The following is a 25,369-nucleotide window of genomic DNA, read 5'->3' as shown; positions in this document are numbered from 1 at the left end:
ACAACGCAGCCGCCTCGGCATGCGCCATGGCGGACATTGGTCTACCCGGCGGTAATCCAGCAGGGTGTAGACAGGTGCAGGCGACGCCCCGGGACAGGTGCGTCGCCTTCTGTGCGTGGGTACTTGGGAGGCTCAGCCGGTGTTCAATCGTGTCGCCATCGTCAACCGCGGAGAGGCCGCGATGCGGCTCATCCACGCCGTCCGGGATCTGTCGGCGGAAACCGGGACGCGGATCGAGACGGTCGCCCTCTACACCGACGCGGACCGCACGGCCACCTTCGTCCGTGAGGCCGACCTGGCCTACGACCTCGGCCCCGCTTCGGCCCGCCCCTACCTCGACCTCGCCAAGCTCGAACGAGCCCTCGTCGAGACGAAGGCCGACGCCGCGTGGGTCGGCTGGGGCTTCGTCGCCGAGGACCCGGCCTTCGCCGAGCTGTGCGAGAAGATCGGCATCACGTTCGTCGGCCCGAGCGCCGACGCGATGCGCAAGCTCGGCGACAAGATCGGCGCGAAGCTGATCGCCGAAGAGGTCGGCGTGCCCGTCGCGCCGTGGAGCCGCGGGGAGGTCGCGACCCTCGAGGACGCGCTGGCGGCCGGCGACCGGATCGGCTACCCGCTGATGCTCAAGGCCACCGCGGGCGGCGGCGGGCGCGGCATCCGCATGGTGGCCTCCGGCGAAGACCTCGCCGACGCCTACGAGCGCACCAGCCAGGAAGCCCTGCGCGCGTTCGGCTCCGGCGTCGTGTTCCTCGAGCGCCTGGTCACCGGCGCCCGGCACGTCGAGGTCCAGGTGATCTCCGACGGCGTGACGGCGTGGGCGCTCGGCGTCCGCGACTGCTCGGTGCAGCGGCGCAACCAGAAGATCATCGAAGAGTCGGCCTCGCCCGTCCTCGCGCCGGCACAGACGGCCGAGCTGAAGGCGTCGGCCGAGCGGCTCGCGGTGGCCGTCGGCTACCGCGGCGCGTGCACCGTCGAGTTCCTCTACCACCCCGGCGAGAAGCTGTTCGCGTTCCTCGAGGTCAACACCCGGCTGCAGGTCGAGCACCCGATCACCGAGATCACCACCGGCACCGACCTGGTCAAGCTGCAACTGCACGTCGCCGGCGGCGGCAAGCTCGAAGGCGACCAGCCCGCCGAGAGCGGCCACGCCGTCGAAGCGCGCCTGAACGCCGAAGACCCGGATCGCGACTTCGCGCCCTCCCCCGGCCGCATCACGCGGCTGGCGCTGCCCGCCGGCCCCGGCATCCGCGTCGACACCGGCGTCAGCGAGGGCGACACGATCCCGGCCGACTTCGACTCGATGATCGCGAAGATCATCGCCTACGGCCGCGACCGCGACGAAGCGCTCGCCCGCCTGCGCCGCGCGATGGCCGAGACCACCGTGATCATCGAGGGCGGCGCGACCAACAAGAGCTTCGTGCTCGACCTGCTCGACCAGCCCGAGGTGATCGACGCGAGCGCCGACACCGGCTGGATCGACCGCGTCCGCGCCGAGGGCCGCCTGGTCACCCACCGGCACTCGGCCATCGCGCTCGCCGCGGCCGCCATCGAGGCCTACCAGGACGAGGAGGAGGTCTCCGTCCAGCGCCTGCTGTCGACCGCGCACGGCGGCCGCCCGCAGGTCCAGCACGAGAGCGGCCGCCCGCTCGACCTGAAGCTCCGCGGCGTCGGCTACCGCGTCAGCGTGGCCCGCGCCGGCCAGAAGCGCTTCCGCGTCGGCATCGCGGCCGGGACGTCGGAGGTGCACCACGCCGACGTCGAGATCGATCGCTTCGACGCCCACAGCGGCCAGATCCGGGTCAACGGGCAGCGCTTCCGCCTGGTGGCGGCCACGCACGGCCCGATCCACCTCGTCGAGGTCGACGGCGTCACCCACCGCGTCAGCCGCGACGAAGGCGGTGTCGTCCGCTCCCCCGCACCCGCGCTCGTGGTCGCGACGCCGCTGTCCGTCGGTGACGAGGTCGAGGCGAACGCACCGATCCTCGTGCTGGAGAGCATGAAGATGGAGACGGTGCTGCGCGCGCCGTTCCGCGCCCGCGTCCGCGAGTGCCCGGTGTCGGTAGGAAGCCAGGTCGAGACCGGCGCGCCGCTGATGCGCCTGGAGCCGCTGGCCGACGGCGCCGAGGACGAGGTCGCCGAGGAGACCGAAACCGTCGAGATCGACCTGCCCGCCGCGCCGGCGGACGTGTCCGCGGCCGACCGCGTCGAGCAGGGCCTGCAGGACCTGCGCAGCCTGCTGCTCGGCTTCGACGTCGACCCGGCGGAACGCAAGCGCGTCCTGTCGGCCTACGTCGCCGCCCGGACCGAGCTGGGCGGCCGTCCGGTCGAGGGCGAGCTGGACCTGCTCACCGTCTTCGCCGATCTCTCGGAGCTGAGCCGCAACACCCCGGGCGGCGAGGACACCGTGCCGAACGGCGCGGTGCACAGCCCGCGCGAGTTCTTCCACAGCTACCTGCAGAGCCTCGACGTCGAGCGCGCCGGCGTCACCGAAGGCTTCCAGGCCAAGCTGGGCCGGGTGCTCGCGCACTACGGCGTCACCGACCTGGAGCGCACGCCGGAGCTGGAGGGCGCGGTCTTCCGGATCTTCCTGGCGCAGCAACGGATTTCCGCCGACGTCGCCGTCGTCTCGGAGCTCCTGCGGCTGTGGCTCGCCGGGGCCCAGCCGGCGGAGTCGCTGAGCGAGCGCGCCGGGCTCACCCTCGAGCACCTGGTCGAGGCGACGCAGGTGCGCTTCCCCGCGGTGTCCGACCTCGCCCGCGGCGTCGTGTTCCGCTGGTTCGCCCAGCCGCTGCTGCGCCGCCACCGCGCCGAGGTGTACGCCGCCGTCCGCACCGAGCTGCGCTACCTCGACCAGCACCCGGACGCACCGGACCGCGCCGAGCGGATCCAGGCCATGATCACCGGCTCGCAGCCGCTCGTCCGGCTGATCGGGCAGCGGATCGGCCGGGCCGGCCGCGACCACGCGCCGCTGCTGGAGGTGCTGACCCGCCGCTACTACGGCAACCGCAGGCTCTCCGGGGTCACCGTGCGCGACGTCGCCGGCTGCCGGCTGCTGACCGCCGAGCTGAACACCCCGGACGGCGTGCTGCCGCTGGTCACCACCGCCGTCGACTTCGCCGAACTGCCCGACGCCGTCCGCGCGCTCGGCGAAGTGGCCACCGAAGGCGTGGTCGCCGATCTGTACCTGCGCTGGGAGGACCAGCCGGACGTCGACGCGACCGCGGAGCGGCTCGGCGCGCTCCTGGCCGAGCACCCGCTGCCGGCGAGCGTGCAGCGGGTCGTGGTCACCGTCGCCGGCACCGGTGGCGCGGTGATGCACCACCACTTCACGTTCCGGCGCGACGGCGCGGGCTTCACCGAAGACCGGCTGATCCGCGGCCTGCACCCGCAGATCGCGCAGCGGTTGCAGCTGCAGCGCCTGCACGAGTTCGACCTCACCCGGCTGCCGTCGGCGGACGAGGAGATCTACCTCTTCAAGGCCGTCGCGAAGAGCAATCCGGCCGACGAGCGGCTGGTCGCGATGGGCCAGGTCCGCGACCTGACGCCGTTGCGCGAGGCCGACGGCCGGCTGGTCGCGCTGCCCGCGCTCGAGGACGCGGTCACCGCGTGCCTCGACGCGATCCGCAACATCCAGGCGCAGCGGCCGCCGAACAAGCGGTTCGACACCAACCGGATCATGATGTACGTCTGGCCGCAGACGGAGCTGACCACCGAAGAGCTGAACACGCTCGTCCAGCGCATCCTGCCGACGTCGGTCGGCGCCGGGCTGGAGGAGGTCCAGTTCCTGGCCCGCCGGCGCACCGACGCGGGCAAGCTGACCGAGATCGCGGTCCGGATCACCTTCGGCGGGCAGGGCGCGCGGCTGCACGTCGGGCCGCCGTCGACCGAGCCGGTGCAGCCGTTGGACGACTACCGCCTGAAGGTGCTGCGCGCGGCGCGCCGCGGCACGGTCTACCCGTACGAGCTGACCGGGCTGCTCGCCGGGCCGGACGGCACGTTCGCCGAGCACGACCTCGAGGCCGGTGCCCTGGTGCCGGTCGACCGGCCGAAGGGCAAGAACACCGCGGCGATCATCGCGGGCGTCGTCACGACGCCGACCGAGCGGCACCCGGAGGGTGTCACCCGCGTCGTGCTGCTCGGCGACCCGACGAAGTCGCTCGGCGCGTTGTCCGAGCCGGAGTGCTCGCGCGTCATCGCGGCCCTCGACCTGGCCGAGCGGATGCGGGTGCCGCTGGAGTGGTTCGCGCTGTCGTCGGGGGCGCGGATCTCGATGTCGTCGGGCACCGAGAACATGGACTGGGTCGCCGCGGCGCTGAAGCGGATCGTCACGTTCACCCAGGACGGCGGCGAGATCAACATCGTGGTCAACGGGATCAACGTCGGCGCCCAGCCGTACTGGAACGCCGAGGCCACGATGCTCATGCACACCAAGGGCATCCTCGTGATGACGCCGGACTCGGCGATGGTGCTCACCGGCAAGCAGGCCCTCGACTTCTCCGGTGGCGTGTCGGCCGAGGACAACTTCGGCATCGGCGGCTACGACCGCGTCATGGGCCCGAACGGCCAGGCGCAGTACTGGGCGCCGAACCTGCCGGCCGCCCGCGAAGTGCTGATGTCGCACTACGACCACACCTACGTCGTCCCGGGCGAGGCCGGGCCGCGGAAGGTCGGCACGAACGACCCGGTCGACCGCGACGTCTCGCCGTTCCCGCACGCGATCGTCGGCAGCGACTTCACGACCGTCGGTGAGATCTTCTCGGCCGAGCACAACCCGGACCGCAAGAAGCCCTTCGACATCCGCACGGTGATGCGTGCGCTGTCCGACCAGGACCACCCGGTGCTCGAGCGCTGGGCGGGGATGGCCGACGCCGACACGGCCGCCGTGCAGGACGTGCACATCGGCGGGCGCCCGGTCTGCCTGGTCGGCATCGAATCGCGTTCGGTGCCGCGCCGCGGCTTCCCGCCGACCGACGGCCCGGACACCTACACCGCGGGCACGCTGTTCCCGCGGTCGTCGAAGAAGACGGCGCGGGCGATCAACGCGGCGTCGGGCAACCGGCCGCTGGTCGTGCTGGCGAACCTTTCCGGGTTCGACGGCTCGCCGGAGTCGCTGCGCAAGCTGCAGCTCGAGTACGGCGCGGAGATCGGCCGCGCGATCGTCAACTTCGAAGGCCCGATCGTGTTCACCGTGATTTCGCGGTACCACGGCGGCGCGTTCGTGGTGTTCTCCAAGGCGCTCAACCCGAACATGACGGTGCTGGCCCTCGAAGGCTCGTTCGCCTCCGTGCTGGGCGGCGCCCCGGCGGCCGCGGTGGTGTTCGCCGGCGAGGTGGCCAAGCGCACCGCGAACGACCCGCGGGTGACCGAGCTGCAGACCCAGGTCGCGGCGGCCGACGCACCTTCCCGGGCGGCTTTGAGCACCCAGCTGGCCGAGGTCCAGTCGTCGGTCCGCGCGGAGAAGGTCAGCGAGATCGCGGCGGAGTTCGACCGGGTGCACAGCATCCAGCGAGCGGTGGAGGTCGGCTCGGTGGACGCGATCATCAGCACCGCCGAACTCCGGCCCCGGATCATCGAGGCGATCGAGCACGGCCTGAAGAAGTAGGCCAGCCCGGTCGTGAGTGAGAAACAGTGCTAGAACACTGTTTCTCACTCACGACCGGCCGCGGCAGACTACGGCACCAGGTACCGGGTCAGCAGGCTCGCGCCGTCGGTCAGGACGGTGGCCAGGTCAAGCGTGATCGGGCCGAAGACGCCGCCGACGGCGGCCCGGCCGGCGGTGCCCGCCACGAGGTACGGCGCGACCGTCAGCCGGAACTCGTCGACCAGGCCCGCCTCGGCCAGCGACGCGAACAGCTTCGGCCCGCCTTCGCAGTCGACCCGCCGGAGGCCGCGCTCGGCCAGGGCCGCCACGGCGACGTCGAGCGCCACCGCGTCCTCGCCCGCGACGAGCACTTCGGCACCCGAGGCCGTCCAGGCGTCGCGCAGGTCCGCCGGTGCTCGCTCGCAGGTGACAACGATCGTCGGCACCGCGGCCCGGGTGATCACCGGCGCGTCCGGCGGCAGGCTGCGGCCCGTGGTCACGACGGCGATCGGCGGGACCGGCTCGAGGTTGTTGCGGCGGCGGCGCTCGGCGGTCGCGGCGTCCGGATGGACGCCGTCGAACTCCTCGATCACCGCGGTCCCCGCCCCGAGCAGGACGACGTCGGCCAGGTCGCTGCCCAGCTTGAAGACGACCCGGTCAGGATCGGTCGAGAGCGGCCGGGACCGGCCGCCGACCGTGATCGCGCCGTCGGTGCTCGACACGAAGTTGACGACCAGCCACTTCGCGACGTCGGGGAAGCGGTAGAGGGTTTCCAGGTCGTCCGGCCCGATCTCCCGGGTGCGTTCCGGTGGCCAGATCTGCCGGATCACAGCCACCGCACGGCGTTCTTCGGCGGACGGGTGCCCACGATGCTCGCGATCATCTCGGTCACGTGCCGCGTCTCGCGGACCTGGTGCGCCCGGAACATCGCGGCGCCCTGCGCGGCCGCGTGCGCGGTGGCGGCCAGGGTGCCGGTGACGCGGTCGTCCATGCCGACGTCGAGCGTCTCGCCGACCACGCCCTTGTTGGACAGCGCCATCAGCACCGGCCAGCCGGTGGCGACCAGCTTGTCGACGTTCCGCAGGATGGTCAGAGACTGGTAGGTGTTCTTCGAGAAGTCGATGCAGGGGTCGATCATGATCCCCTCGCGCGGGACGCCCTTCGCCACCGCCCGTTCGGCGAGCTCGGTGGTGTCCTTGACGACCGAGGCGACGACGTCGTCGTACTGCGGCTTGACCGGGTCGGTGCGCGGGTCGATGCCGTCGACGTGCGCGCAGACATACCCCGCGCCGTACTGCGCGGCGACGTCGAGGATCTCCGGCTCGTAGGCGGCCCAGTTGTCGTTGATCAGGTCGGCGCCGGCCCGGCACACCGCGTCGGCGACCTCGGCGCGGTAGGTGTCGACGCTGATCACGACGTCCGGGAAGTGCGCACGGGCCCAGTCCACGGTCGGCAGCACCCGGGCGATCTCCTCCTTGACGGTGACCTCCGGGCCCGGGCTGGCCGGCACGCCGCCGATGTCGATCACCGCCGCGCCGTCCTCGATCGCCTGGCCGATGGCCGCCTGCGCGCGCTCCTCCAGGTACGTCACCCCGTTGTCGTAGAACGAGTCGGGGGTCCGGTTGACGATCGCCATCACCAGCGCGTGGTCGCTGGCGAGGCGTCTTCCCCGGAAGACGAGGTCGTGGATCGGCATGCGCACTCCGTTCGAGATCGGACCTGGCTCCTTCCGAGCATAGTGAGGGCACCGGCCCGGGGCGGTTTCGCGACTTTCGGGGGTATGGCGGGTTTGTCCCGGACCGACACACTGTGCGTGCCGGTTCGGTGACCGCTGGTTTCGGACCGGAGCGTCCATCCGCGCGGCCGTGAGGAGATCCCCCCGATGGCGTCAAGGTCCCTGTCCCGGCTCGCCCTCGCGGCGACCGGAGTCCTGCTCACCACCCTGCTCGGGGGCACGGCCACCGCGCAGCCGGCGGACACCCCGGTCTTCTGGCGCATCCCGGCCACCGCCGCCCAGGCCCAGGCGCTGGTGAAAGCCGGGTTCGACGTCGAGGAAGGCGATGCGGGCGCCGCCCTCGTCGTCGGTGGCCAGGCCGTGGCGAACCAGCTGCGGGCGCTGGGCTACCGGCCGTCGTTCTTCGACACCGTCTACAAGGAACTCCCCGCGCAGGCGAACTCCCTGGCGGCGGACACCTTCTACGGCGGATACCGCACCGTCACCGCGCAGGAGAACCACCTCACCGCCGTCGCTTCCGCGCACCCCGACCTGGCCACGAAGTACACGATCGGGCAGTCGTGGAAGAAGGCCAAGGGCCAGGGCGGCCACGACGTCCAGGCCATCTGCCTGACCAAGAAGCAGGCCGGCGACTGCACGCTCTCGACGACGTCGCCGAAGCCGAAGTTCTTCCTGATGGCCCAGATCCACGCCCGCGAGCTGTCGACCGGCGAGCTCGCCTGGCGCTGGATCGACTACCTCGCCGACGGCTACGCGACCGACGCGACCGCGAAGTCCATTTTGGACACCACCGAGGTGTGGGTGGTGCCGATCGCGAACCCGGACGGCGTCGACATCGTCGCTTCGGGCGGCAACTCGCCGAAGCTGCAGCGCAAGAACGCCGACAACACCAGCGGCGGCTGCACCGGCACCAACGTCGGCGTCGACCTCAACCGCAACTCCACCTTCAAGTGGGGCGGCGACTCCAACTCCCCCTGCGCCGAGACCTACCAGGGTCCGAGCGCCGGCTCCGAGCCCGAGACGCAGGCGCTGGAGAAGCTGGCCCGCTCGATCTTCCCGGACCAGCGCGGCACCGGGAACAACGACCCGGCGCCGTCGACGGCCAAGGGCACGATGATCACGTTGCACAGCTACGGCAACGACATCATCATCCCGTGGGGCTTCACGCAGGCAACTTCGCCGAACGACGCGCAGTACCGCAAGCTCGGCGCGAAGTACGCGGCGTCGAACGGCTACCTCGTCGGCACCAACGAGGAGACCGTCGGCTACGACACGACCGGCACCACCGACGACTTCACCTACGGCGAACTGGGCGTCGCGAGCGTGACGTTCGAGGTCGGCGGCTCGAGCGGCACGTGTGGCGGGTTCCTGCCGCGCTACACCTGTGTCGACAGCACGTTCTGGCCGAAGAACAAGGGCGCGTTCATCACCGCCGCGAAGGCCGCAGCGGCGCCGTACCAGCAGTGAGTCAGGGCCGACAGGCGTAGATGCAGTTCTGCGGACGCGGGGAATCGAGCACGCTCACGTGCCGGAACCCCGCGTCCGCGAGCATGTCCAACGCCTTTTCGGTGCCCCACATGGCACCCAGCGCGGCGCCGCCCTCGGCCAGTGACGTCGTCGTGCAGTACATCAGGCTGATCGAGTAGCAGAGGGCGGCCAGCGGGTTGCCGATGTTGTTCTCGACGTGGCTGGAGAAGTTCGTGTCCACCATGAAGAACAGGCCGTCGGGTGCCAGCGCGCCGCGGATCCGGCGCAGCACGACGTCGGGACGGTCCTGGTCGTGGACGGCGTCGAAGGCGGTGATCACGTCGTAGGGCGGATCGGCGACCAGCTCGGCGGCGTCCCCGACGGCGAATGCGACGTTCGGCAGCCCGTCCGTGGCCGCTTCGGCCTGCGCGACGACGTTCGCGTTGATGTCGAGCCCGGTGAACCGCGAGGCGGGAAAGGCGCGAGCGGCGACGGCGATGGCGTTCCCGGTACCGCAGCCCAGGTCGAGCACGCGAGCGCCGACCGTGAGCCGGTCGGTCAGGCCGGGGACCGCGCCGAAGAAGCCGTCCACGAGGTGTTCGCGGTAGACGTGCTTCCAGCTGTCACCGGTCTTCGCGCCGAGGGATTCGAGGTAGGGCCCGTACGCCGACCGCGGGACGCCGCCGCCGTCGGCGAAGCTGCGTTCGAGGTCGGGCAGGATCCCGGTGAAGGCACTCAGCGTCAGCAGCGACGGCATGAGGTTCGCCGCGGTCTCGCCGAGCAGGAACTTCGCGTGCTCGGGCGGCAAGGTGTACTCGCCGCCCTCGAAGGTGAAGATGCGGCCGGTGACCATGGCGCCGAGCCATTCCCGGACGTACCGCTCCTGAAGCCCGGCACGGTCGGCAAGCCCGGCACTGGTGGCGGGCCCTCGCGCGGCCGCCGCGAAGAGCCCGGTCCGGTGCCCGACGCCGATGAGCATGGTGAGCGCGCTGCCGGTCATGGTGGCGGTGAGGTACGCGGCGAAGTCCTTTTCCTCCATGCGGCGTGAGCTTACCCGGCCGGGCAGACCGTCCGATGTGGACGATCCGCCCGACGCCGGGCCCGGCCCCCATCACGGGCGCGCGGCCGGCCTTCGACCGGCCGGCTCGGGCCGACGAGCCACCGGCTCGGCGCGACCGACTGCAGCACGCCCGGCTCCCCTGGGCAGCCACCAGCCGAGCAGGCCGCCGGACCGACCCGACTGGCGGCACCAGCCAAAACGAACCCAGCACCCGCCGCTCGCCCGGAGCGGACACCCACCAACCCGGTCCCGGCCGGGCCCGACACCCTCCGCTCGGCGTGACCGGTGCGGCAGCCTCCGCTCCACGCGGGCACCGACCAGGATCAGTCTTCGTCCTCCAGGCCGGCGTCGGCGAGGACCGCGTAGACCCGGCGGCGCGCGTCGGCGAGGATCTTCTTCACCTCGGCCACCTGGGCTTCCGTTCCGCTGTAGCCGACCTGGGCCGCTGCGCCGGACAGCTCGCCGAGTGCGTGCCAGAGCGCTGCGAAGCGGTCGGCGCCGGGCTCGTCCTCGGGTGCGCCGTCGTCCCAGAGGGCGGCGAACTCCGCCTCCCGCCCGGCGACGTGCTCCCGGCCGGCGTCGGTCAGCTCGGCGACGCGGCGGCCGCCCGTCTCGGCCGTGTGGACCAGGCCCTCGTCTTCCAGCTGCTGCAGGATCGGGTAGACGGAACCGGGGCTGGGCCGCCACCGCTCGTTCGTGCGGCGCCGGATCTCCTGCATCAGCTGGTAGCCGTGCATCGGCTCCTCGGCGAGCAGTGCCAGCACGGCCGGCCGCACCGGACGGCTCGGCCCGCGCCCGCCGCCCCGGAACTCCCGCACCCGCTGGAACGCCCCGCCCATCCAGCCGCCCGGGCCGCCGAACGAGCCCGGACCACCGGGGAAGCCGGGGAACCCGGGCCCACCCGGCACACCCGGCGGCTGGGGCGGATGCGGCGGCGGGGGCGGGAACCCGCCGCGCGCCAGCTCGGGTCCGCCGTCCCAGTCCTCGTGACCGGGGATGTCGTGCCCAGGGTGGTCGCCGTGGCCGGGATGCCCGAAGCCACCGTGATCCGGCGGCCCGAAGTGCCCCGGACGGCCATGCCCGTGATCCGCGTGCCCCGCACCCCCGTGATCCGGCGGCCCGAAATGCCCTGGCACGCCATGCCCGAGATCCGAGGGCCCGGGACCACCATGGTCCGGAGGCCCGGAGTGCCCTGGCCGGCCATGCCCATGATCCGCGTGCCGCGCACCTCCGTGACCCGGCGGCCCGAAGTGCCCCGGACGGCCGTGCCCCAAATGCTCGAAACCGAAGCCACCGTGCCCGTGGTGATCACCGGGCCCGTGGCCACCGAACCCGCCCCCGAAGCCGCCGAACATGCGTCCTGCTCCCGCGCTCATCTCCACGTCTTCCTCCTCCACTCGCCGTATCGCCGACACTACGACGATATATCGCCGTTGGATCGACGGCAACCCGCCAAGCCGGAGCACCAGACCTCACGCCGTTCCGGACTTGACCGCCAACGCCAGCAGCTCCGCCGCCGGGCCCGCCAGTCGACGCCCCGCCGGCCACACCGCCCGCAGCACCCGGCCCAGCTCGACCCCCGCCACCGCCACCGGGACCAGCCGGCGGCCCGCGACCTCGCGCACCACGTCCAGCTCGCTGATCACCGCGGGCCCGGCGCCGGCGATCACCGCGTTCCGCACCGCCGACGCCGAACCCAGCTCCAGCAACGGCTTCACCGGCCCCGCCCCCGCCCGCCGCAGCGCCGCCTCCACCGTCTCGCGGGTCCCCGACCCCGGCTCGCGCACCACCAGGGAGGTCGCCGCCAACTCGAAAGCCGTCAGCGGACGGCGGCGACGCGCCCAGGCGTGCCCCGCCGGGACCACCACGACGAGCCGGTCCGTCGCGACCCGCCGCGTCGACAGGCCCCGCCACGGCCCCGGCGACTCGACGAACCCGAGGTCCACGCGGCCGCGGGCGACCAGGTCGGCGACGTGCTCGGAGTTCACCACCTCCAGCCCGACGTAGGTGTCCGGCCCGGTCCGCTTCACCTCACCGATCCACGCGGGCACGAAGTGCTCCGCCAGCGTCATGCTCGCCGCGACCCGCAGCTTCGCGCCGCGCTGGGTGCGCAACGCCTCCGCGCCGGTCCGCAGACCATCCACTTCGGTCAGGACCCGGTGCGCCCAGCCCGCGATCACGCGGCCGTCCGGGGTCAGTGCCGAGCCGCGCCGCGTCCGGTCCACCAGCGACAGTCCCAATTGTCTCTCCAAAGTGGACAGTCGCTTGCTCGCCGACGGCTGGGCGATGCCGAGTGCCCCCGCCGCTTGGCCGATGCTGCCGAGGTCGTCGACGAGCACCAGCAGGCGCAGCGAGTCCAGGTCCGGTCCGGTCATAGCTCCAGTCTATGACCTCCCCTCGCACCGACGGCTACCGCGCACCGCCCAGCGCGGCGAAGCTGGGGAGCATGACACTGACATCGACGAAAATCTCCGGCCTCGCGATCATCGGGCTCGGCGTCGCCGCGGCCTACGCGCTGAGCTCGGTCTGGCCGGTGGCGAGCGCGCTCACCGTCGCCGTCGTGCTGGGCATCGTCGCCGGGAGCACCCCGGCGCTCACCGAAGAGCACCGGAAGGCCGTGGCCCGGCTCACGAAACGCCTGTTGCGCGCGGGTGTCGTCCTGCTGGGACTGCAGCTCGCCGTTCCCACCGTGCTCGCACTCGGCCCCGGCACGCTCGCCGCGGTGGTGCTGACGGTCACCGTCACGTTCCTCGGCACGCTCGGCCTCGGCCGGCTGGTCCGCGTGCCGCGCGGCCTCGCCCTGCTGGTCGCCACCGGGTTCTCGATCTGCGGCGCCTCGGCGATCGCGGCGATGGAAGGCGTGGTCGAGCGCGACGACGAAGACGTCGCGACGGCCGTCGCGCTCGTCACCTGCTACGGCAGCCTCGCCATCGGCGTCCTCCCGCTGCTGGCGCACGCCATCGGCCTGGACGCGACCCGGACCGGCAGCTGGGCCGGGATTTCGGTGCACGAGGTCGCGCAGGTCGTCGCGGCGGCCGGACCGGCGGGCGCCGCCGCGGTGGCGGTCGCGATCGTGGTCAAGCTGAGCCGGGTCGTGCTGCTGGCGCCGGTGGTCGCGATCGTCGGCGCCACCGAACGCACTCGCCGCGGCGGCCACGCGCCGATCGTGCCGCTGTTCGTCCTCGGGTTCCTCGCGATGGTCGCCGTCCGCAGCACGGGGCTCGTCCCGGCGTTCGCGCTCGACATCGCGAAGACGGCCTCGACGCTCCTGCTCGCCGGCGCGCTCTTCGGCCTCGGCTGCGCGGTCCGGCTCGGCCCGCTGCTGCGCCGCGGCGGCCGGGCCCTGCTCCTGGGTCTCCTGTCCACGCTTCTGGTGCTGGGGACCGGGTTCGCGACCCTGGTCGCGTTCACCTGAGGTTTCCCTCCCGGCCATGAATAGGACGTTATACGCCGGGTTGTACGGGTCTTGTACGGGCCGCGTCGAGGCTACCGCCGAGACGTAGGACGTAGAACGAATCCGCAGGGAGAACCGTGAAGATCACCCGAATCGCGAAAGGCCTGCTGGCCGGGCTGCTGGGGTGTGCCGCCGTCGCCGTGCCGGCCGCGGTCGGCGCTGCCGCCGCGCACGCCGATGTCGCCAGCACGCCTACCGCATCCCCACCATCGTCAAGGCCAACGACGGCGCGCTGCTCGCCTTCGCCGAGGGCCGCAACGGCGGCGCCGCCACCTGTGCCGACCTCGGCGAGATCGACCTCGTGCTGAAGCGCTCGACCGACGGCGGCAAGACGTGGAGCGCGCTGCAGACCGTCATCAAGGCCAACGGCGACACCAAGGGCAACCCGGCGCCGATCGTCATCCCCGGCAGCGACCGGATCGTGCTGCTGTCGACCATGCAGTGCTACACGAACCCCGCGTGCGGCCGGATCCCGCGCGTGTCCGTCAGCGAGGACAACGGGAAGACGTGGGGCGCGCCGAAGGTGCTGACCACGGAACTCGGCTTCGCCGCCGCCCCGGGCTGGCTCGCCACCGGGCCGTCGCACGGGATCGTGCTGACCCGCGGCGCGCACGCCGGCCGCCTCGTCGCCGGGATGAGCTACACGATCAGCGGCAAGAACACGGGCTCGCTGGTCTACAGCGACGACCAGGGCAGCACCTGGCACCGCGGCGCGACCGACACCTCGACGTCGGATCTGATGAACCCGCAGGAGATCAGCGTCACCGAGCTGAAGGACGGCCAGGTCTACGCGGCCGCGCGCAACGACGCCAACAGCGACAACAAGTGCCTCGCCGACGGCACCCACAACCGCGCCTTCGCGATCAGCTCCGACGGCGGTGCGACCTTCAGCTCGAAGTTCGCCTTCGCGACCGACCTCGTCACCCCGACGGTCGAAGGCTCGACGGCGCGGATGAGCGCCACCGACACCGGCGGCAGGTACAACCGGATCGTGTTCGCCGCACCGTCCACTTGCGACCGTCGCAAGGAGCTGCGGATCCACTCGTCCTTCGACGAAGGCGCCAACTGGACCGGCACCGCGGGCAGCGTGCTCGTGTGGGGGCAGGACGCGGCCTACTCGGACATGGTGCAGCTGTCGCAGTCCTCGGTCGGCGTGCTGTTCGAAGCCGGGCCGGAACTCCACGCCAACGACACGATCCGCTACGCCGCGGTCACCGACGACGCCCTCGGCGCCCCGGCGTGCGGCGGCGGCTACAGCGTCATCGACTCGGCGCCGCTCGGCACGGCGGGCACGGTGTACTTGTCGTACGACGCTGCCAGCGGCAAGAACTGCGTCGCGGCGATGAAGAGCACGTCCGCCGGGACGGCCACCCAGACGTCGGCCTACCTGGAGGTCCAGGGGTCGGCTCGGACCACCGACTCCGGCTCGTTCTCCTACTTCGCCGGCCCCGTGTCGGCGGCCGCGGCGGGCAAGTGCGTCAAGTGGGGCGGCGCGGCCGACGGCCAGGCCTACGACAGCGGCTTCGAGCACTGCGGCTGATCCCGCGGGGGGACCCGCCCCCTGGCCGGGTCCCCCCCGCACCGCCCGCGCCGCCCGGCCCCCTCGTCCGGGCGGCGCGGGGGGTTCAGAAGCAGGTGAAGACGACCCGGCAGGTGATCGAGCCGCCGTCGGGGCCCGCGGTCGCGGCGAACTGGGCGCCTTCGAGGAACCCCTTCGCCTCGACGGTCTTCGTCCACGGGACCGGCGCCGACGTCTCGGTGGTGACCAGGATCGTGTGCTCGTCGAAGGTGCTGTAGTCGATGTCGGCGACCTTCGCGTCCCCGGTCACTTCGTAGGTGATGGTGTGGTGCTGGGTGGCCTGGTCGTTCACGTCACTGACGATCTTGCCGATCACCACCGCCCACACGACGCTCACCACCAGGCCGAGCACCGATACGACGACGCCGGCGATCGCCAGTCCCCTGTTCGTGGCCTTTCCGGCCCGGGCCCGTGCGACGCCGACCGCGGACAGCATCAGGCCGAGCACCACGAGCGGCCAGGCGCCGACCCCGGCGATCGGGATCGGCGAGAGCACCAGCCCGACGAGGCCGACGACGAAGCCGGCCGTGCCGAGGCCGTTGCGCGGCGGCGCCGCCGGTGGGGCCACCGGCTGCTGGAGCGGGGTGTGGTCGGTCATCGGAGTTTCCTTTCGCCTCTGCTGACGGCGAGCAGGAAATCAGGGGCGCGGCCGGGCGCGCGTCGTCCGCGGGCCTCGGCGTCGTACGACGAAAGTCGTCACCGCCGCTCGCGGGAACCAGCGGAACGGCGGAGGGGCCCGCCCGTACCCTCTTCCCATGGGACGGTCCGTGCTGGGGGTGGTGTGCACCGTGCTCGCGGTCACCGCGAGCCTGGTGAGCGGGATCGGCAACGTCTCGCTGGAGATCAGCGTGGCCGGCAGCGACGACCTCCACCCGACCCTCGGGGCGCTCCTCGGCTGGGTGCTCGGGGTCGGCGCGTCGGTCATGCTCGTCTGGCGCCACCGCTGGCCCCTGGTCGTCACCGGGATCGCGATCGTGCCGCCGCTGCTGCTGCGAGCGGACTCGCTGGCCGCGCTGATCGCCTTGGCCGCGCTCACCACCCGCTTCGCCGGCTGGTGGCGCTGGAGCGCGGCGGCGCTCGTGTTCGCCGCGACCGCGCTCGCGGTGTGGCGCGACGTCGGCCGGGGCGGCGACCTGTCCCTTTCCGGGACCTGGATTTCGACCGACACGGCCGGCATCGAGCTGGCCGGCATCCTCCTCACCGCCGCGCTCTACACCGCGATCCCGCTGACGCTCGGGATCGTCCGGCGCAGCCTGGCCGAGACGCGGCGCCGGGGCGCCGAGGAGGCGGCCCTGCGCGACCAGGTGGCGCGCCGGGAGGAGCAGGCGCGGATCGCCCGCGAGATGCACGACGTCCTCGGGCACCGGCTGTCGCTGCTGTCCCTGCAGGCGGGTGCGCTCGAGGTCGCCGGCGGCGCCACGCCGGACGCGGCGGAGGCGGCCAAGACCGTGCGGACCACCGCCCGGCAGTCGCTCGACGACCTGCGCCAGGTGATCGGCGTGCTGCGCGGGCCCGGCTTCGCCGACCGGCCGCCGGGCGGCCCGGCGGAACCGCCGCAGCCGACGCTCGCCGACATCCCGGACCTGGTCGGCGGGGCCCGGCAGGCCGGCCTCGCCGTCAACGTCACCATCCTGCTCGACCAGGCCGCCGCGGCCCCGGCCACGCTCGGCACGGCCGCCTACCGGATCCTGCAGGAGGCGCTGACCAACGTCCTCCGGCACGCGCCGGGAGCACCCGCGGACGTGTCGGTGCGCGGCGCGCCCGGTGCCGGGCTGCTGATCGAAGTCGTCAACCCGCTGGCGCCGCAGCCGGTGCCTTCGCCCGGCTCGGGTACCGGCCTCACCGGCGTCAACGAGCGGATCTCGCTGCTCGGCGGCACCCTCGCCGCGGGGCCGGTCGACGAGCGGACGTTCGTGCTGCGGGCCTCGCTGCCGTGGGTGCCGGCCGCGCAATAGCATGGGCGGGTGAGCGTGCGCGTACTGCTCGTCGACGACGACCCGCTGGTCCGCACCGGGCTGTCCATGATCCTCGGCAGCACGCCCGACCTGGAAGTGGTCGCGCAGGCGGGCGACGGCGACGAAGCCGTCCAGCAGGTCGCCCGGCACGCGCCCGACGTCGTGATCATGGACATCCGGATGCGCCGGATGAACGGCCTCACCGCGACGGCGGCGGTGCTCGCCCAGCCCCGCGCGCCGAAGGTGCTGATCCTGACGACGTTCGACCTCGACGAGTACGTCTTCGAAGCCCTCGCGGCCGGTGCCAGCGGTTTCCTGCTCAAGGAGGGCTCGCCGCAGGAGATCATCGAGGCCGTGCGGGTCGTGGCGAACGGCGACGCGATGCTGTCGCCGCGCACGACGAAGCAGCTGATCGGCCAGTTCGTGGCGGCGCGGGCCAATCCCCGGCGCGCCCGGGCACAGACCCGGCTCGAGCTGCTCAGCACGCGCGAACGGGAAATCGTGACGGCCGTCGCGCGGGGCAAGCCGAACGCGGACATCGCGGCGGAGCTGTTCCTGAGCGAGGCGACGGTCAAGACGCACATCACCCGGACGTTCGCGAAGCTCGACGTGAGCAACCGCGTGCAGCTGACGATCTTCGCCTACGAGGCGGGCCTCGTCACGCCGTGACCAGCGTCCTGTTGCGCTCGGGGCCCCGCGAGCGATGTAACGAACATGGTCTGGCCCGAGGACGACGCACGGCACCGCGAGGTGCTGGCGGCGCTGCGCGCGTGGGCCGAAGACGTCGCCGCCGTGCCCTACCCGCCCGGCCTCGACATCGACGCGCTGATGGCCCGCCACTACGAGAGCCTGCGCGAAGAGCCGGAGATGGCGCTGCTGGTGACCACGACCGCCGAGGCCAGCGTCCTGGCGGTCAGCGGTGAGGTCGACCTGGCCGGCAGCCGGCGGCTGCGGTCCCGGCTCACCGAGGAGCTCGGCCTGGCGCCGCGGCTCCTGGTCCTCGACCTGACCGGCGCGGCCCACTGCTCGGCGCGCGGCTTGGCGGTGCTTCTCGAAACGACCGACGACGCGCGCGTGGCCGGCGTCCCGTTCGCGATCACGGGCTGCGCACCGATGGTGCGCCGGGCGATCGACGCGCTGGGGCTGGCCGCGACGCTGCCGCTGCACGCGACGACAGCCGAGGCGATCGAGTGGCTCGACCTCCTGGAACGGCTGAAGACCCTTCGGTGACGACCCGGGTGATCGTCCTCAACGGTGCCTCCAGCTCCGGGAAGACCACGCTCGCCCGCGCCCTGCAGGCGGTGCTGCCCGACCCGTGGCTGACCTTCGGCGTCGACACCCTGCTCACCGGAATGCCCTTGTCCGGCGCGGGGATCGACATCACCCCGGACGGCGAGGTGACCGTCGGCGACGCCTTCCGCGCGCTGGAGGCCGCTTGGATCGCGGGGATCGCCGCCATGGTGCACGCGGGCGCGCGGATCGTCGTGGACGAGGTCTTCCTCGGCGGCGGCGCGTCCCAGCGACGGTGGCTCGCCGCGTTCGACGGCCTCGACGTGCTGTGGGTCGGTGTTCACTGCGCCGTCGAAGTCGCCACGGCGCGAGAGCTCGCGCGCGGCGACCGGATCGCCGGGATGGCCGCGCGCCAAGCGAACCTCGTGCACGACGGCGTCCGCTACGACGTCGAAGCCGACACGTCGGACACCGATCCGGCGACGTGCGCGAAGGCCGTCGCCGCCCGGGTCCGGTGAGCTACGGGGACCCGGCCGGTGCCGTCGCCACCGCCGACTCGCCGAACCGGATCCCCTTGGCCTCCTTGCCGAGCGCGGTCAGCACGGCGACCGCGACCAACCCGGGCACGACCGTCCACAAGAGAGCGGAGGTGTACCCGTGCGCCTCCGCGATCGCCTGCTGGATCGGGAGGTTCAGCGCCGCGAGCAGGTTGCCCAGCTGGTAGGTCACGCCCGGGTAGAAGCCGCGGATCGCGTCCGGCGACATCTCCGTCAGGTGCGCCGGGATCACGCCCCACGCGCCCTGCACCATGATCTGCATCAGGAACGAGCCGAGCGCCAGCATCCCGGCACCGTGGTCGAACGCGAAGATCGGGATCACCGGCAAGCCGAGCACCGCGGCCGTGACGATGGTCCGGCGGCGGCCGAGCCGTTCCGACAGCGTGCCGAACGTCAGGCCGCCGATGATCGCGCCGACGTTGTAGAGCACCGCGATCCACGTGCTCGTCGTCGCGCTGAGCCCGGCGCCGCCGTTGTCGTGGGCCTTGAGGAAGCTCGGGTAGACGTCCTGGGTGCCGTGGCTCATCCAGTTGAACGCCGTCATCAGCAGGATCAGGTAGAAGAAGCGGCGGATCACCTTCGGGTTCAGCAGGATGTCCTTCACCGACGTCCGCGTCACGCGCAGCTTCTCCTGCGCGGCCTCCCAGACCTCGGACTCGCGCACCCGCGCGCGGATCAGCAGCGTGATCAGCGCCGGGAAGATGCTCAGCACGAAGATCCAGCGCCATTCGAGGCCGAGGGCCGAGTGGAACAGCAGGTACGCGAGGGCGGCCAGCAGGTAGCCGATCGAGTAGCCGACCTGCAGCAGACCGGAGAAGAACCCGCGGCGCGCGACCGGGATCTTCTCCATCGCCAGCGCCGCGCCGAGCCCCCATTCGCCGCCCATGCCGACGCCGTAGACGAACCGCAGGATCAGCAGCACGGTGAAGTTCGGGGCGAACGCACAGAGCAGGCCGGCCGCCGAGTACAGCAGGACGTCGGCGATCAGCGGGATCCGCCGGCCGACCCGGTCGGCCCAGAGGCCGAACAGCAGCGCGCCGACCGGGCGCATCACCAGGGTCGCCGTGGTGATGAACGCCAGCTGCGTGGCGGTCGCGCCGAACGACTTGTCCTTCGCGATGTCCGCCAGGACGAACACGACGAGGAAGTAGTCGAAGGAGTCCATGCTCCAGCCGAGCAGCGCCGCGAGGAACGCGTTGCGCTGGTCGGATGTAAGCGCTTTCTTGCCCGCTGCCGGTCCCGCTGGCCGATCCGTCACCTTTGCCCCGTCCCGTCGGTTGTCCACCGGAAGACTTCAGGGCTGGTGTAGCACCCACCGCCCCGCGCGGGCAAGGGTCAGAGCGCGACCCGGGTGCGGACGCGGCGGCCGACGTCGCGGGCCCACGCCTTGATCCGGTCCCAGTCGCGGAAGTCGCCCGCGCGCTGCCCGGACGCCATCAGCCGCGGGACCAGGCCGCGCACGGTCGCCGGGTCCAGCCGGCCGCCGAAGGTCGCGGTGCGCTCCGCGTCGATCCGCGCGGCGAGCAGCGCGACGTTCGCCGGCAGGCTGACCTGGTGGGTGGCCGCGCCCGGGCCGCACGGTCCGCTGTGGAACAACCACACCGGACGCTCGGAGAGGGCCCGGGCGTTGCGCTCCAGCAGCCGGACGGCCTCGGGCCGCCAGCGGTGGTAGTACAGGGCGCTGCCGACGACGACCGCGGCGTAGTGGCCGACCGTGGCGACGTCGGCGGCGTCGCGCACGTCCACGCTCAGGCCGGCTTCGCCGAGCTCGGCGGCGATGACCTCGGCGATCTGCCGGGTTCCGCCGTGACGCCCGGCGTAGGCGACGAGGACTGCGGTCATGCGTCCATTGTCGGCCTTGCCGCGCGGTACTGCTCCACGGGCCGGTCACGATCCGCCATCCAGGCGCTGCCACGTCGCTCTCCGTGGTGCCCCGCCCTCCCGGCGTGACTCAGTCCGGTGAGAGGAACGCCGGCCGCTGCCCGGGATCGGGTGGGTCGTAGTACCGGTGGAAGACCGGGGTCTGGCCGCCGGACAGCGGCGGGACGATCCAGCTCCAGTCGGCCGGGCACCGGCGGCCGGCCCGCTCCTCGCGGTCGAGGTGGGTCAGGAACCGCCGCGACTCGGTGTGGTGGTCGGCCATCGTCACGCCGGCCGCGTCGAACGAGTGCTGCACGGCGAGGGTCAGCTCGACCAGCGCCCGGTCGCGCCACAGCGTCCGCTCGGACGCGGTGTCCAGGCCCATCAGCTCGGCGATGACCGGCAGCAGGTCGTAGCGCTGCTCGTCGGCCAGGTTCCGGGCGCCGATCTCGGAGCCGACGTACCAGCCGTTGAACGGCGCGGCGGGGTAGGTGACGCCGCCGATCTCCAGCGGCATGGTGCTGATCGCCGGCACGGCGTGCCAGCGCAGCCCGAGCCCGGCGAACCAGCGGTGGTCGGGGTGGGTCAGCGGGACCTCCAGGACGGCGTCCGCGGGCAGCGTGAACAGCCGTGGATCGCCGGGGACCGCCTCGATCAGCAGCGGGAGGACGTCGAAGGACCCCCTTCGCTCCGGCGGCCGCCACCCGAGTCTTCGCACCCGCTCGGTGAACTCCGCGTAGCGCGGGTCGCCGAGGACCGAACCGTCGTCGAGGCGGTACCCCGCGTAGCGGATCAGCTGCTCGTTGTGGATACGCGGCCCGGGCTCGGCGGGCGTCTCCGGGGCGAACACCGTGATCGTCGGCCGGATCCGGCCGCCCCGGGTGGCTTGCCGGAGGTGGGCGACGCACTCGCCGGCGATCGCGGCGGGGTCGGTGACCCGGCGCCGGTCGCGGATCCGCAGGCTGTTCCAGTACAGCCGGCCGATGCAGCGGGCGGAGTTGCGCCACGCGACGCGCGCGCCGTAGGCCAGCTCGGCCGCGGTGTGCCGGTAGGTGCCCGTTTCGGCGATTTCCGCGCGGACCTCCGCCAGCCGCGTCTCGAAGCGGTCGCCTTCTTCGGCGGCGCCTTCGGCGAACATCCGTTCCAGGAATTCCTCCGCTGCCGTGGAATTGACGCCCTGCTCCCCCGAGACGCGCTGGTAGATCGGCAGCGAGGACGTCACCCGCTCGGGGGTAACCGTCACGACGCCACCCCACTCTCCGAAATCGTGATCTGCAGCCCGACGGAAAGGTTCACCGTTCCTCCGATGGTCGCCGACAACGGGGCAGGCCGGAAGTTCCTGCCACAGCAGCACCTCCGGCCAGGCCGGGGAGAGTACCCCACGTTCTCCCGGACGCAATCCACCGGACGTGAACGACGTACCGCGGAATCCCCAAATTCCGTCGCCGCCTGCGAAAACACCGGGAAAATAACTGCTACCAAGCGTTATCCGGACATGCCGAAGCGCATTTTCCGTCAATCGATCACTGTGGACAGTGGCAGCGCTGTGATCCTTTCCCGGCGGACCACCTGCGTCTTTTCGAGGGTATTCGGCGAACGGCCTACTCCGGCGACGCTCACCCGTGTATGGGCGGTACCGCCCGCGGCGTTAGAGTCGTTTCGTGCGCAAGATCCCCGTGGTCCTCGTCGCCGGGTTCCTCGGCGCGGGCAAGACGACGCTGCTCAACCACCTGCTCGCCAACCGCGAGGGCGCCCGGGTCGGCGTCGTGGTCAACGACTTCGGCAGCGTGAACGTCGACGCGCTCGCCGTCGCCGGCCAGGTCGACACGATGGTCTCGCTCGGCAACGGCTGCCTGTGCTGCGCGGTCGACACGAGCGGGCTCGATGCCATGCTGGGGCGGCTTTCCTCGGCCGAGGCGGGGATCGACGTCATCGTCGTCGAGGCCAGCGGCATCGCCGAGCCCCGCGACCTGATCCGGCTGATGATCGCCAGCGAGCACCCGGACATCCGCTACGGCGGGCTCGCCGAGGTGGTGGACGCGGCCGAGTTCGAAGCCGCGCGCGAGCGTCACCCCGAGCTGGCCGACCACCTGCGCCTGGCCGACCTGGTGGTGCTGAACAAGGCCGACCGCGTGTCCGCCGAGGCGCTGGCCAAGGTCACCGCGACGGTCGAGGAACTGGCGCCCGGCCGGCCGCTGCTGGTCACCGCGCACGGGCGCGTCGACCCGCGGCTGTTCTTCGACCCCGAACCCCGCGGCGAGCGCGTCGGCCAGCTGTCCTTCGACGACCTGCGCGAAGCCGACGACCACTCGCAGCACCTGCACGCGCGGTACGAGACGGTCACGTTCACCGCCGAGACGCCGCTGGCCCCGCGCGCGTTCGTCGAGTTCCTCGAGCGCCGGCCGGCCGGGCTGTACCGGATGAAGGGCCAGGCGGACTTCAACGCCGGCGCGCGCTTCCACCTGCACACGGTCGGCGGGTTCGTGCAGCTCGAGCGGTCGGCGTGGCCGTCCGGCGCGCCGCGGCGCACGGAGCTCGTGCTGATCGGCGCGGGCCTCGACGCCGACGCGGTGCTGGCCGACCTGCGCGGTTGCGTGGCCCCGGACCCGGCGGCGGTCGACGAGCGCGGCTTGCTGCACATCCTCCGGTACCTGCCGGACCAGGCCTGACCGGCGGCCGCCACGCCGAAGATCGGCAAATGCACCCGGGCCGCGCGGGCGCCGACGGAGACTGACGGCCATGACGACCACCGCGGTGAGCGCACCACGCTGGTACCTGGTCGGCGTGCTGCCCGAAGAAGTGCCGTTGGCGCACCTGATGACCCGCTCCGGCGACTTGCGCTACCGGCGTTCGGCGTGCGGTGAGCGGGAGTCCCGCAGCTGGAAGCCGGTGGACCTGACGGCCTCGGAGGTCGCGCCCTGCCCGGCCTGCGTGGCGACGCTGCCCGCGCCGCCCGCAGGCGTCAGGGTGGCGTCGGCCGGCGAGGACGTGGGACAGCTTTCGCTCGACCTGCGGATCTAGGCGGTCAAGCTTTCCGCGAGCCGCTTCGCCGTGTGGAACGGCCGCGGGTTCCGGGCGACCACCGCCGTGACGGCGGCGCCTTCGAGCAGCAGCATCACTTCGTCCGCGAGGGTCTCGGCGTGGTCGCGTCCGCCGCGTTCGAACTGGGCCCGCAGGAAGCTGTGCAGCGCGGTCTTGTGGTGGCGGACGACCTCGCGGACCGGGCCGTCGGCGTCGGGGAACTCCGACGCCGCGTTGAGGAAGGCGCAGCCGCGGTAGTCGTCGCGGGCCAGCCAGGCTTCGTAGGCGTCGAACACCGCCAGGACCCGGTCCCGCGGTTCGGGGTGCCCGGCCGTGATCCGGTCGATCTCCTCCTGCCACAGCCGGTCGCGTTCCCGCAGGTACGCGACGACGAGCTGGGTCTTGGAGCCGAAGTTGCCGTAGAGCGCGGCCTTCGTCACCCCGGCCTCGGCCACCACCGTGTCGACGCCCACGGCGTGGATGCCGTCGCGGTAGAAGAGCGTCGACGCGGCCGTGAGCACCTTGGCTCGTGCGTCGCCGGGACGGGTGCGGCCCACAGCAGTCCTCCAGACAGGTCGGTAGCGCTCTATCCAGGACTGATCGTATCATCGGTTGACAGCAGACAGACCTGTCTGTTGAGTGGACCTCATGGTGCTCGAAACGGAAGGGAAGCCCACGACCGCGTGGTGGTCCACGGCCGCCGCCGGGGCGAGCGTGATCGCCCTCTGCTACGGCTTCGCGCGCTACGCGTACGGATTGTTCGTGCCCCGGTTCAGCGAGACGTTCGGGCTCACGACCGTCGGCGCCGGCGTCCTCGGTGGTCTGTCCACCGCGGGGTACGGCCTCGGGCTGCTGGTGTCCCCGCGGACGTCCCGCCGGTCGGCGCACGGCACCGTCGTCCTGGCCGGCGCGTCGGCCACGCTCGGTCTCGCGCTCATGGCGGCGGCCCCGGGGGTCGTGCTGTTCGGGGCCGGGATCTTCGTCGCGGGGACCGGTGCGGGCCTCGTCTCGCCGGGAGTCGCCCAGCTGATCGGCCGGACGGTCGGCTCGCGCGTCCGGGACCGGGCGCAGACCTGGGCCAACACCGGAACGGGACTGGGGCTGGCGGCGTCGGCGTTCACGCCGCTGCTGGCGTTCGGCTGGCCCGCGATCTGGTGGACGTTCGCGGCCCTCGGCGTCGCGGTGACCGTGCTCGCCTGGCGGGTGCTGCCCCGGGCGGCGGCGCCGGACGCCGGCTCGGCCCGCGGGATGGCCCCGCTGGTGGTCAACTCCGTCCTCATCGGCGTGACGAGCGCGCCGTACTGGACGTTTTCCAGCTCACGGCTGGCCGAAGCGGGCCTGAGCCCGGTGGCCGTCACGGTGTGCTGGTTCACGATCGGCGTGGCCGGGCTGCTCGGCGGCCTGGCCGGACGGCTGGCCGAGCGCACGAGCCTGCGCACGGCCAACCTCACGGCGTGGACCCTGGCGGCGGCGGGCATCGCCCTGCTCGCCCTGCCCCGCCCGGGGCTGCCCGGCGCCCTGGTCTCCAGCGCGCTGTTCGGCCTCACGTACATGGCACTGACCGGGCTGTGCATCCTCTGGGCCGCGCGGCTGTCCCCCGCACGGCCGGCCCGCGGAGTGACCTGGTCGTTCGCCGGCCTGGGAGCCGGCCAGACAGCGGCGGCGCCCTTGGCGGGCGCGGCGGCGTCCGGCCTCGGTTCGGCGGCGGTGTTCGGGTTGACCGGGCTGGTCGCCCTCGCCGCGTGGAGCCAGCTCACGCCCCGGCTCGCACCGCGTGCATCGCGAGACTAAGCCGGTTTGGGGGCTTCTTGCCCGTGGCCTCTGCCGCTCGCGCTGCCCGAGTGGCCCTTGGCGCTGATCCCGGGAACCA

Annotated in this window: 21 protein-coding genes; 11 read left to right on the top strand and 10 right to left on the bottom strand. The window is 72.5% G+C overall.

What is annotated here, in order from left to right; genetic code table 11:
* The first annotated feature begins 139 nt into the window (after positions 1–139).
* Positions 140–5,602 (top strand): ATP-binding protein, encoded by a 5,463-nt coding sequence (locus OG738_RS31445; protein WP_329046367.1) that lies wholly within the window; start codon positions 140–142, stop codon positions 5,600–5,602.
* A 68-nt stretch (positions 5,603–5,670) separates the two neighbouring features.
* Here the strand turns inward: OG738_RS31445 and OG738_RS31440 are convergent, their stop codons facing one another.
* Both OG738_RS31440 and folP read right to left on the bottom strand, forming a co-directional pair.
* Positions 5,671–6,411 carry a dihydrofolate reductase family protein gene (locus OG738_RS31440; protein ID WP_329056898.1) on the bottom strand — a complete coding sequence of 247 codons (741 nt, stop codon included), beginning with the start codon at positions 6,409–6,411 and terminating at the stop codon, positions 5,671–5,673.
* Entirely contained in the window at positions 6,408–7,277 is an 870-nt protein-coding gene (gene folP / locus OG738_RS31435) for a dihydropteroate synthase (RefSeq protein WP_329046365.1), read from the bottom strand. Before folP ends, OG738_RS31440 begins: the two co-directional genes overlap by 4 nt.
* Before the next feature lie 186 nt (positions 7,278–7,463).
* Between folP and OG738_RS31430 the strand changes: the two genes are divergently transcribed.
* Positions 7,464–8,783 carry a M14 family zinc carboxypeptidase gene (locus OG738_RS31430; protein WP_329046364.1) on the top strand — a complete coding sequence of 440 codons (1,320 nt, stop codon included), beginning with the start codon at positions 7,464–7,466 and terminating at the stop codon, positions 8,781–8,783.
* Position 8,784: 1 nt separating this feature from the next.
* On the opposite strand, the gene OG738_RS31425 is transcribed toward OG738_RS31430, so the two are convergent.
* From OG738_RS31425 to OG738_RS31415, 3 genes are all read right to left on the bottom strand, one after another.
* Positions 8,785–9,822 carry a class I SAM-dependent methyltransferase gene (locus tag OG738_RS31425; protein WP_329046363.1) on the bottom strand — a complete coding sequence of 346 codons (1,038 nt, stop codon included), beginning with the start codon at positions 9,820–9,822 and terminating at the stop codon, positions 8,785–8,787.
* A 344-nt stretch (positions 9,823–10,166) separates the two neighbouring features.
* Positions 10,167–10,751, bottom strand: a complete 585-nt coding sequence (locus OG738_RS31420; RefSeq protein WP_329046361.1) for a PadR family transcriptional regulator — start codon at positions 10,749–10,751, stop codon at positions 10,167–10,169.
* A gap of 564 nt (positions 10,752–11,315) precedes the next feature.
* Positions 11,316–12,218, bottom strand: a complete 903-nt coding sequence (locus OG738_RS31415) for a LysR family transcriptional regulator (RefSeq protein ID WP_329046360.1) — start codon at positions 12,216–12,218, stop codon at positions 11,316–11,318.
* Between the two features lie 71 nt (positions 12,219–12,289).
* Between OG738_RS31415 and OG738_RS31410 the strand changes: the two genes are divergently transcribed.
* Both OG738_RS31410 and OG738_RS31405 read left to right on the top strand, forming a co-directional pair.
* Positions 12,290–13,258: a YeiH family protein gene (locus OG738_RS31410; protein ID WP_329046358.1), complete on the top strand. Its 969-nt coding sequence runs from the start codon at positions 12,290–12,292 to the stop codon at positions 13,256–13,258.
* Between the two features lie 163 nt (positions 13,259–13,421).
* On the top strand, positions 13,422–14,837 hold the full coding sequence (locus tag OG738_RS31405) for a sialidase family protein (RefSeq protein ID WP_329046356.1): 1,416 nt from the start codon (positions 13,422–13,424) through the stop codon (positions 14,835–14,837).
* An 85-nt stretch (positions 14,838–14,922) separates the two neighbouring features.
* Here OG738_RS31405 and OG738_RS31400 read toward each other — a convergent pair whose 3' ends face one another.
* Positions 14,923–15,474, bottom strand: a complete 552-nt coding sequence (locus OG738_RS31400) for a DUF4190 domain-containing protein (RefSeq protein ID WP_329046354.1) — start codon at positions 15,472–15,474, stop codon at positions 14,923–14,925.
* Positions 15,475–15,631: 157 nt separating this feature from the next.
* On the opposite strand from OG738_RS31400, the gene OG738_RS31395 reads away from it, so the two are divergent.
* Genes OG738_RS31395 through cpt form a run of 4 tightly spaced genes read left to right on the top strand, consistent with a single transcriptional unit; the run spans position 15,632 to position 18,579 of the window.
* Entirely contained in the window at positions 15,632–16,831 is a 1,200-nt protein-coding gene (locus OG738_RS31395) for a sensor histidine kinase (RefSeq protein WP_329046352.1), read from the top strand.
* 9 nt (positions 16,832–16,840) lie between these two features.
* On the top strand, positions 16,841–17,500 hold the full coding sequence (locus tag OG738_RS31390; RefSeq protein ID WP_329046351.1) for a response regulator transcription factor: 660 nt from the start codon (positions 16,841–16,843) through the stop codon (positions 17,498–17,500).
* Between the two features lie 45 nt (positions 17,501–17,545).
* Positions 17,546–18,061 carry an STAS domain-containing protein gene (locus OG738_RS31385; RefSeq protein ID WP_329046350.1) on the top strand — a complete coding sequence of 172 codons (516 nt, stop codon included), beginning with the start codon at positions 17,546–17,548 and terminating at the stop codon, positions 18,059–18,061.
* Positions 18,058–18,579: a chloramphenicol phosphotransferase CPT gene (gene cpt, locus OG738_RS31380; RefSeq protein ID WP_329046349.1), complete on the top strand. Its 522-nt coding sequence runs from the start codon at positions 18,058–18,060 to the stop codon at positions 18,577–18,579. The genes OG738_RS31385 and cpt overlap by 4 nt, the downstream gene beginning before the upstream one ends.
* Position 18,580: 1 nt before the next feature.
* Here cpt and OG738_RS31375 read toward each other — a convergent pair whose 3' ends face one another.
* From OG738_RS31375 to OG738_RS31365, 3 genes are all read right to left on the bottom strand, one after another.
* Complete coding sequence (locus OG738_RS31375) at positions 18,581–19,876, bottom strand: MFS transporter (protein WP_329046347.1); 1,296 nt, start codon at positions 19,874–19,876, stop codon at positions 18,581–18,583.
* A gap of 77 nt (positions 19,877–19,953) precedes the next feature.
* Positions 19,954–20,460, bottom strand: a complete 507-nt coding sequence (locus tag OG738_RS31370; RefSeq protein WP_329046346.1) for a flavodoxin domain-containing protein — start codon at positions 20,458–20,460, stop codon at positions 19,954–19,956.
* Between the two features lie 109 nt (positions 20,461–20,569).
* A complete protein-coding gene (locus OG738_RS31365; protein WP_442875961.1) occupies positions 20,570–21,700 on the bottom strand; it encodes a nitric oxide synthase oxygenase in 1,131 nt (376 codons plus the stop codon).
* 439 nt (positions 21,701–22,139) lie between these two features.
* On the opposite strand from OG738_RS31365, the gene OG738_RS31360 reads away from it, so the two are divergent.
* Both OG738_RS31360 and OG738_RS31355 read left to right on the top strand, forming a co-directional pair.
* Positions 22,140–23,147 carry a CobW family GTP-binding protein gene (locus tag OG738_RS31360; protein WP_329046341.1) on the top strand — a complete coding sequence of 336 codons (1,008 nt, stop codon included), beginning with the start codon at positions 22,140–22,142 and terminating at the stop codon, positions 23,145–23,147.
* A gap of 70 nt (positions 23,148–23,217) precedes the next feature.
* Positions 23,218–23,499, top strand: coding sequence for a hypothetical protein (locus OG738_RS31355; protein WP_329046338.1), 282 nt, complete (start codon positions 23,218–23,220; stop codon positions 23,497–23,499).
* On the opposite strand, the gene OG738_RS31350 is transcribed toward OG738_RS31355, so the two are convergent.
* Entirely contained in the window at positions 23,496–24,056 is a 561-nt protein-coding gene (locus tag OG738_RS31350) for a TetR/AcrR family transcriptional regulator (RefSeq protein ID WP_329046337.1), read from the bottom strand. The genes OG738_RS31355 and OG738_RS31350 overlap by 4 nt on opposite strands.
* Before the next feature lie 91 nt (positions 24,057–24,147).
* Here OG738_RS31350 and OG738_RS31345 point away from each other — a divergent pair, with 91 nt between their 5' ends.
* Positions 24,148–25,290, top strand: a complete 1,143-nt coding sequence (locus OG738_RS31345; protein ID WP_329046335.1) for a YbfB/YjiJ family MFS transporter — start codon at positions 24,148–24,150, stop codon at positions 25,288–25,290.
* Positions 25,291–25,369 lie beyond the last annotated feature (79 nt).

The sequence above is a fragment of the Amycolatopsis sp. NBC_01488 genome (assembly GCF_036227105.1).
Lineage (GTDB): Bacteria > Actinomycetota > Actinomycetes > Mycobacteriales > Pseudonocardiaceae > Amycolatopsis.
The sequence above is the reverse complement of the archived record's forward strand: the minus strand, read 5'-3'. Positions and strand labels throughout refer to the sequence as shown.

Excerpts from the sequence above, each read along its gene's own strand:
- OG738_RS31400 (WP_329046354.1), bottom strand. The coding sequence starts at position 15,474 with ATGACCGACCACACCCCGCTCCAGCAGCCGGTGGCCCCACCGGCGGCG.
- OG738_RS31355 (WP_329046338.1), top strand. The coding sequence starts at position 23,218 with ATGACGACCACCGCGGTGAGCGCACCACGCTGGTACCTGGTCGGCGTG.
- OG738_RS31370 (WP_329046346.1), bottom strand. The coding sequence starts at position 20,460 with ATGACCGCAGTCCTCGTCGCCTACGCCGGGCGTCACGGCGGAACCCGG.
- OG738_RS31410 (WP_329046358.1), top strand. The coding sequence starts at position 12,290 with ATGACACTGACATCGACGAAAATCTCCGGCCTCGCGATCATCGGGCTC.
- OG738_RS31415 (WP_329046360.1), bottom strand. The coding sequence starts at position 12,218 with ATGACCGGACCGGACCTGGACTCGCTGCGCCTGCTGGTGCTCGTCGAC.
- OG738_RS31430 (WP_329046364.1), top strand. The coding sequence starts at position 7,464 with ATGGCGTCAAGGTCCCTGTCCCGGCTCGCCCTCGCGGCGACCGGAGTC.
- OG738_RS31425 (WP_329046363.1), bottom strand. The coding sequence starts at position 9,822 with ATGGAGGAAAAGGACTTCGCCGCGTACCTCACCGCCACCATGACCGGC.
- folP (WP_329046365.1), bottom strand. The coding sequence starts at position 7,277 with ATGCCGATCCACGACCTCGTCTTCCGGGGAAGACGCCTCGCCAGCGAC.
- OG738_RS31395 (WP_329046352.1), top strand. The coding sequence starts at position 15,632 with ATGGGACGGTCCGTGCTGGGGGTGGTGTGCACCGTGCTCGCGGTCACC.
- OG738_RS31345 (WP_329046335.1), top strand. The coding sequence starts at position 24,148 with ATGGTGCTCGAAACGGAAGGGAAGCCCACGACCGCGTGGTGGTCCACG.
- OG738_RS31385 (WP_329046350.1), top strand. The coding sequence starts at position 17,546 with ATGGTCTGGCCCGAGGACGACGCACGGCACCGCGAGGTGCTGGCGGCG.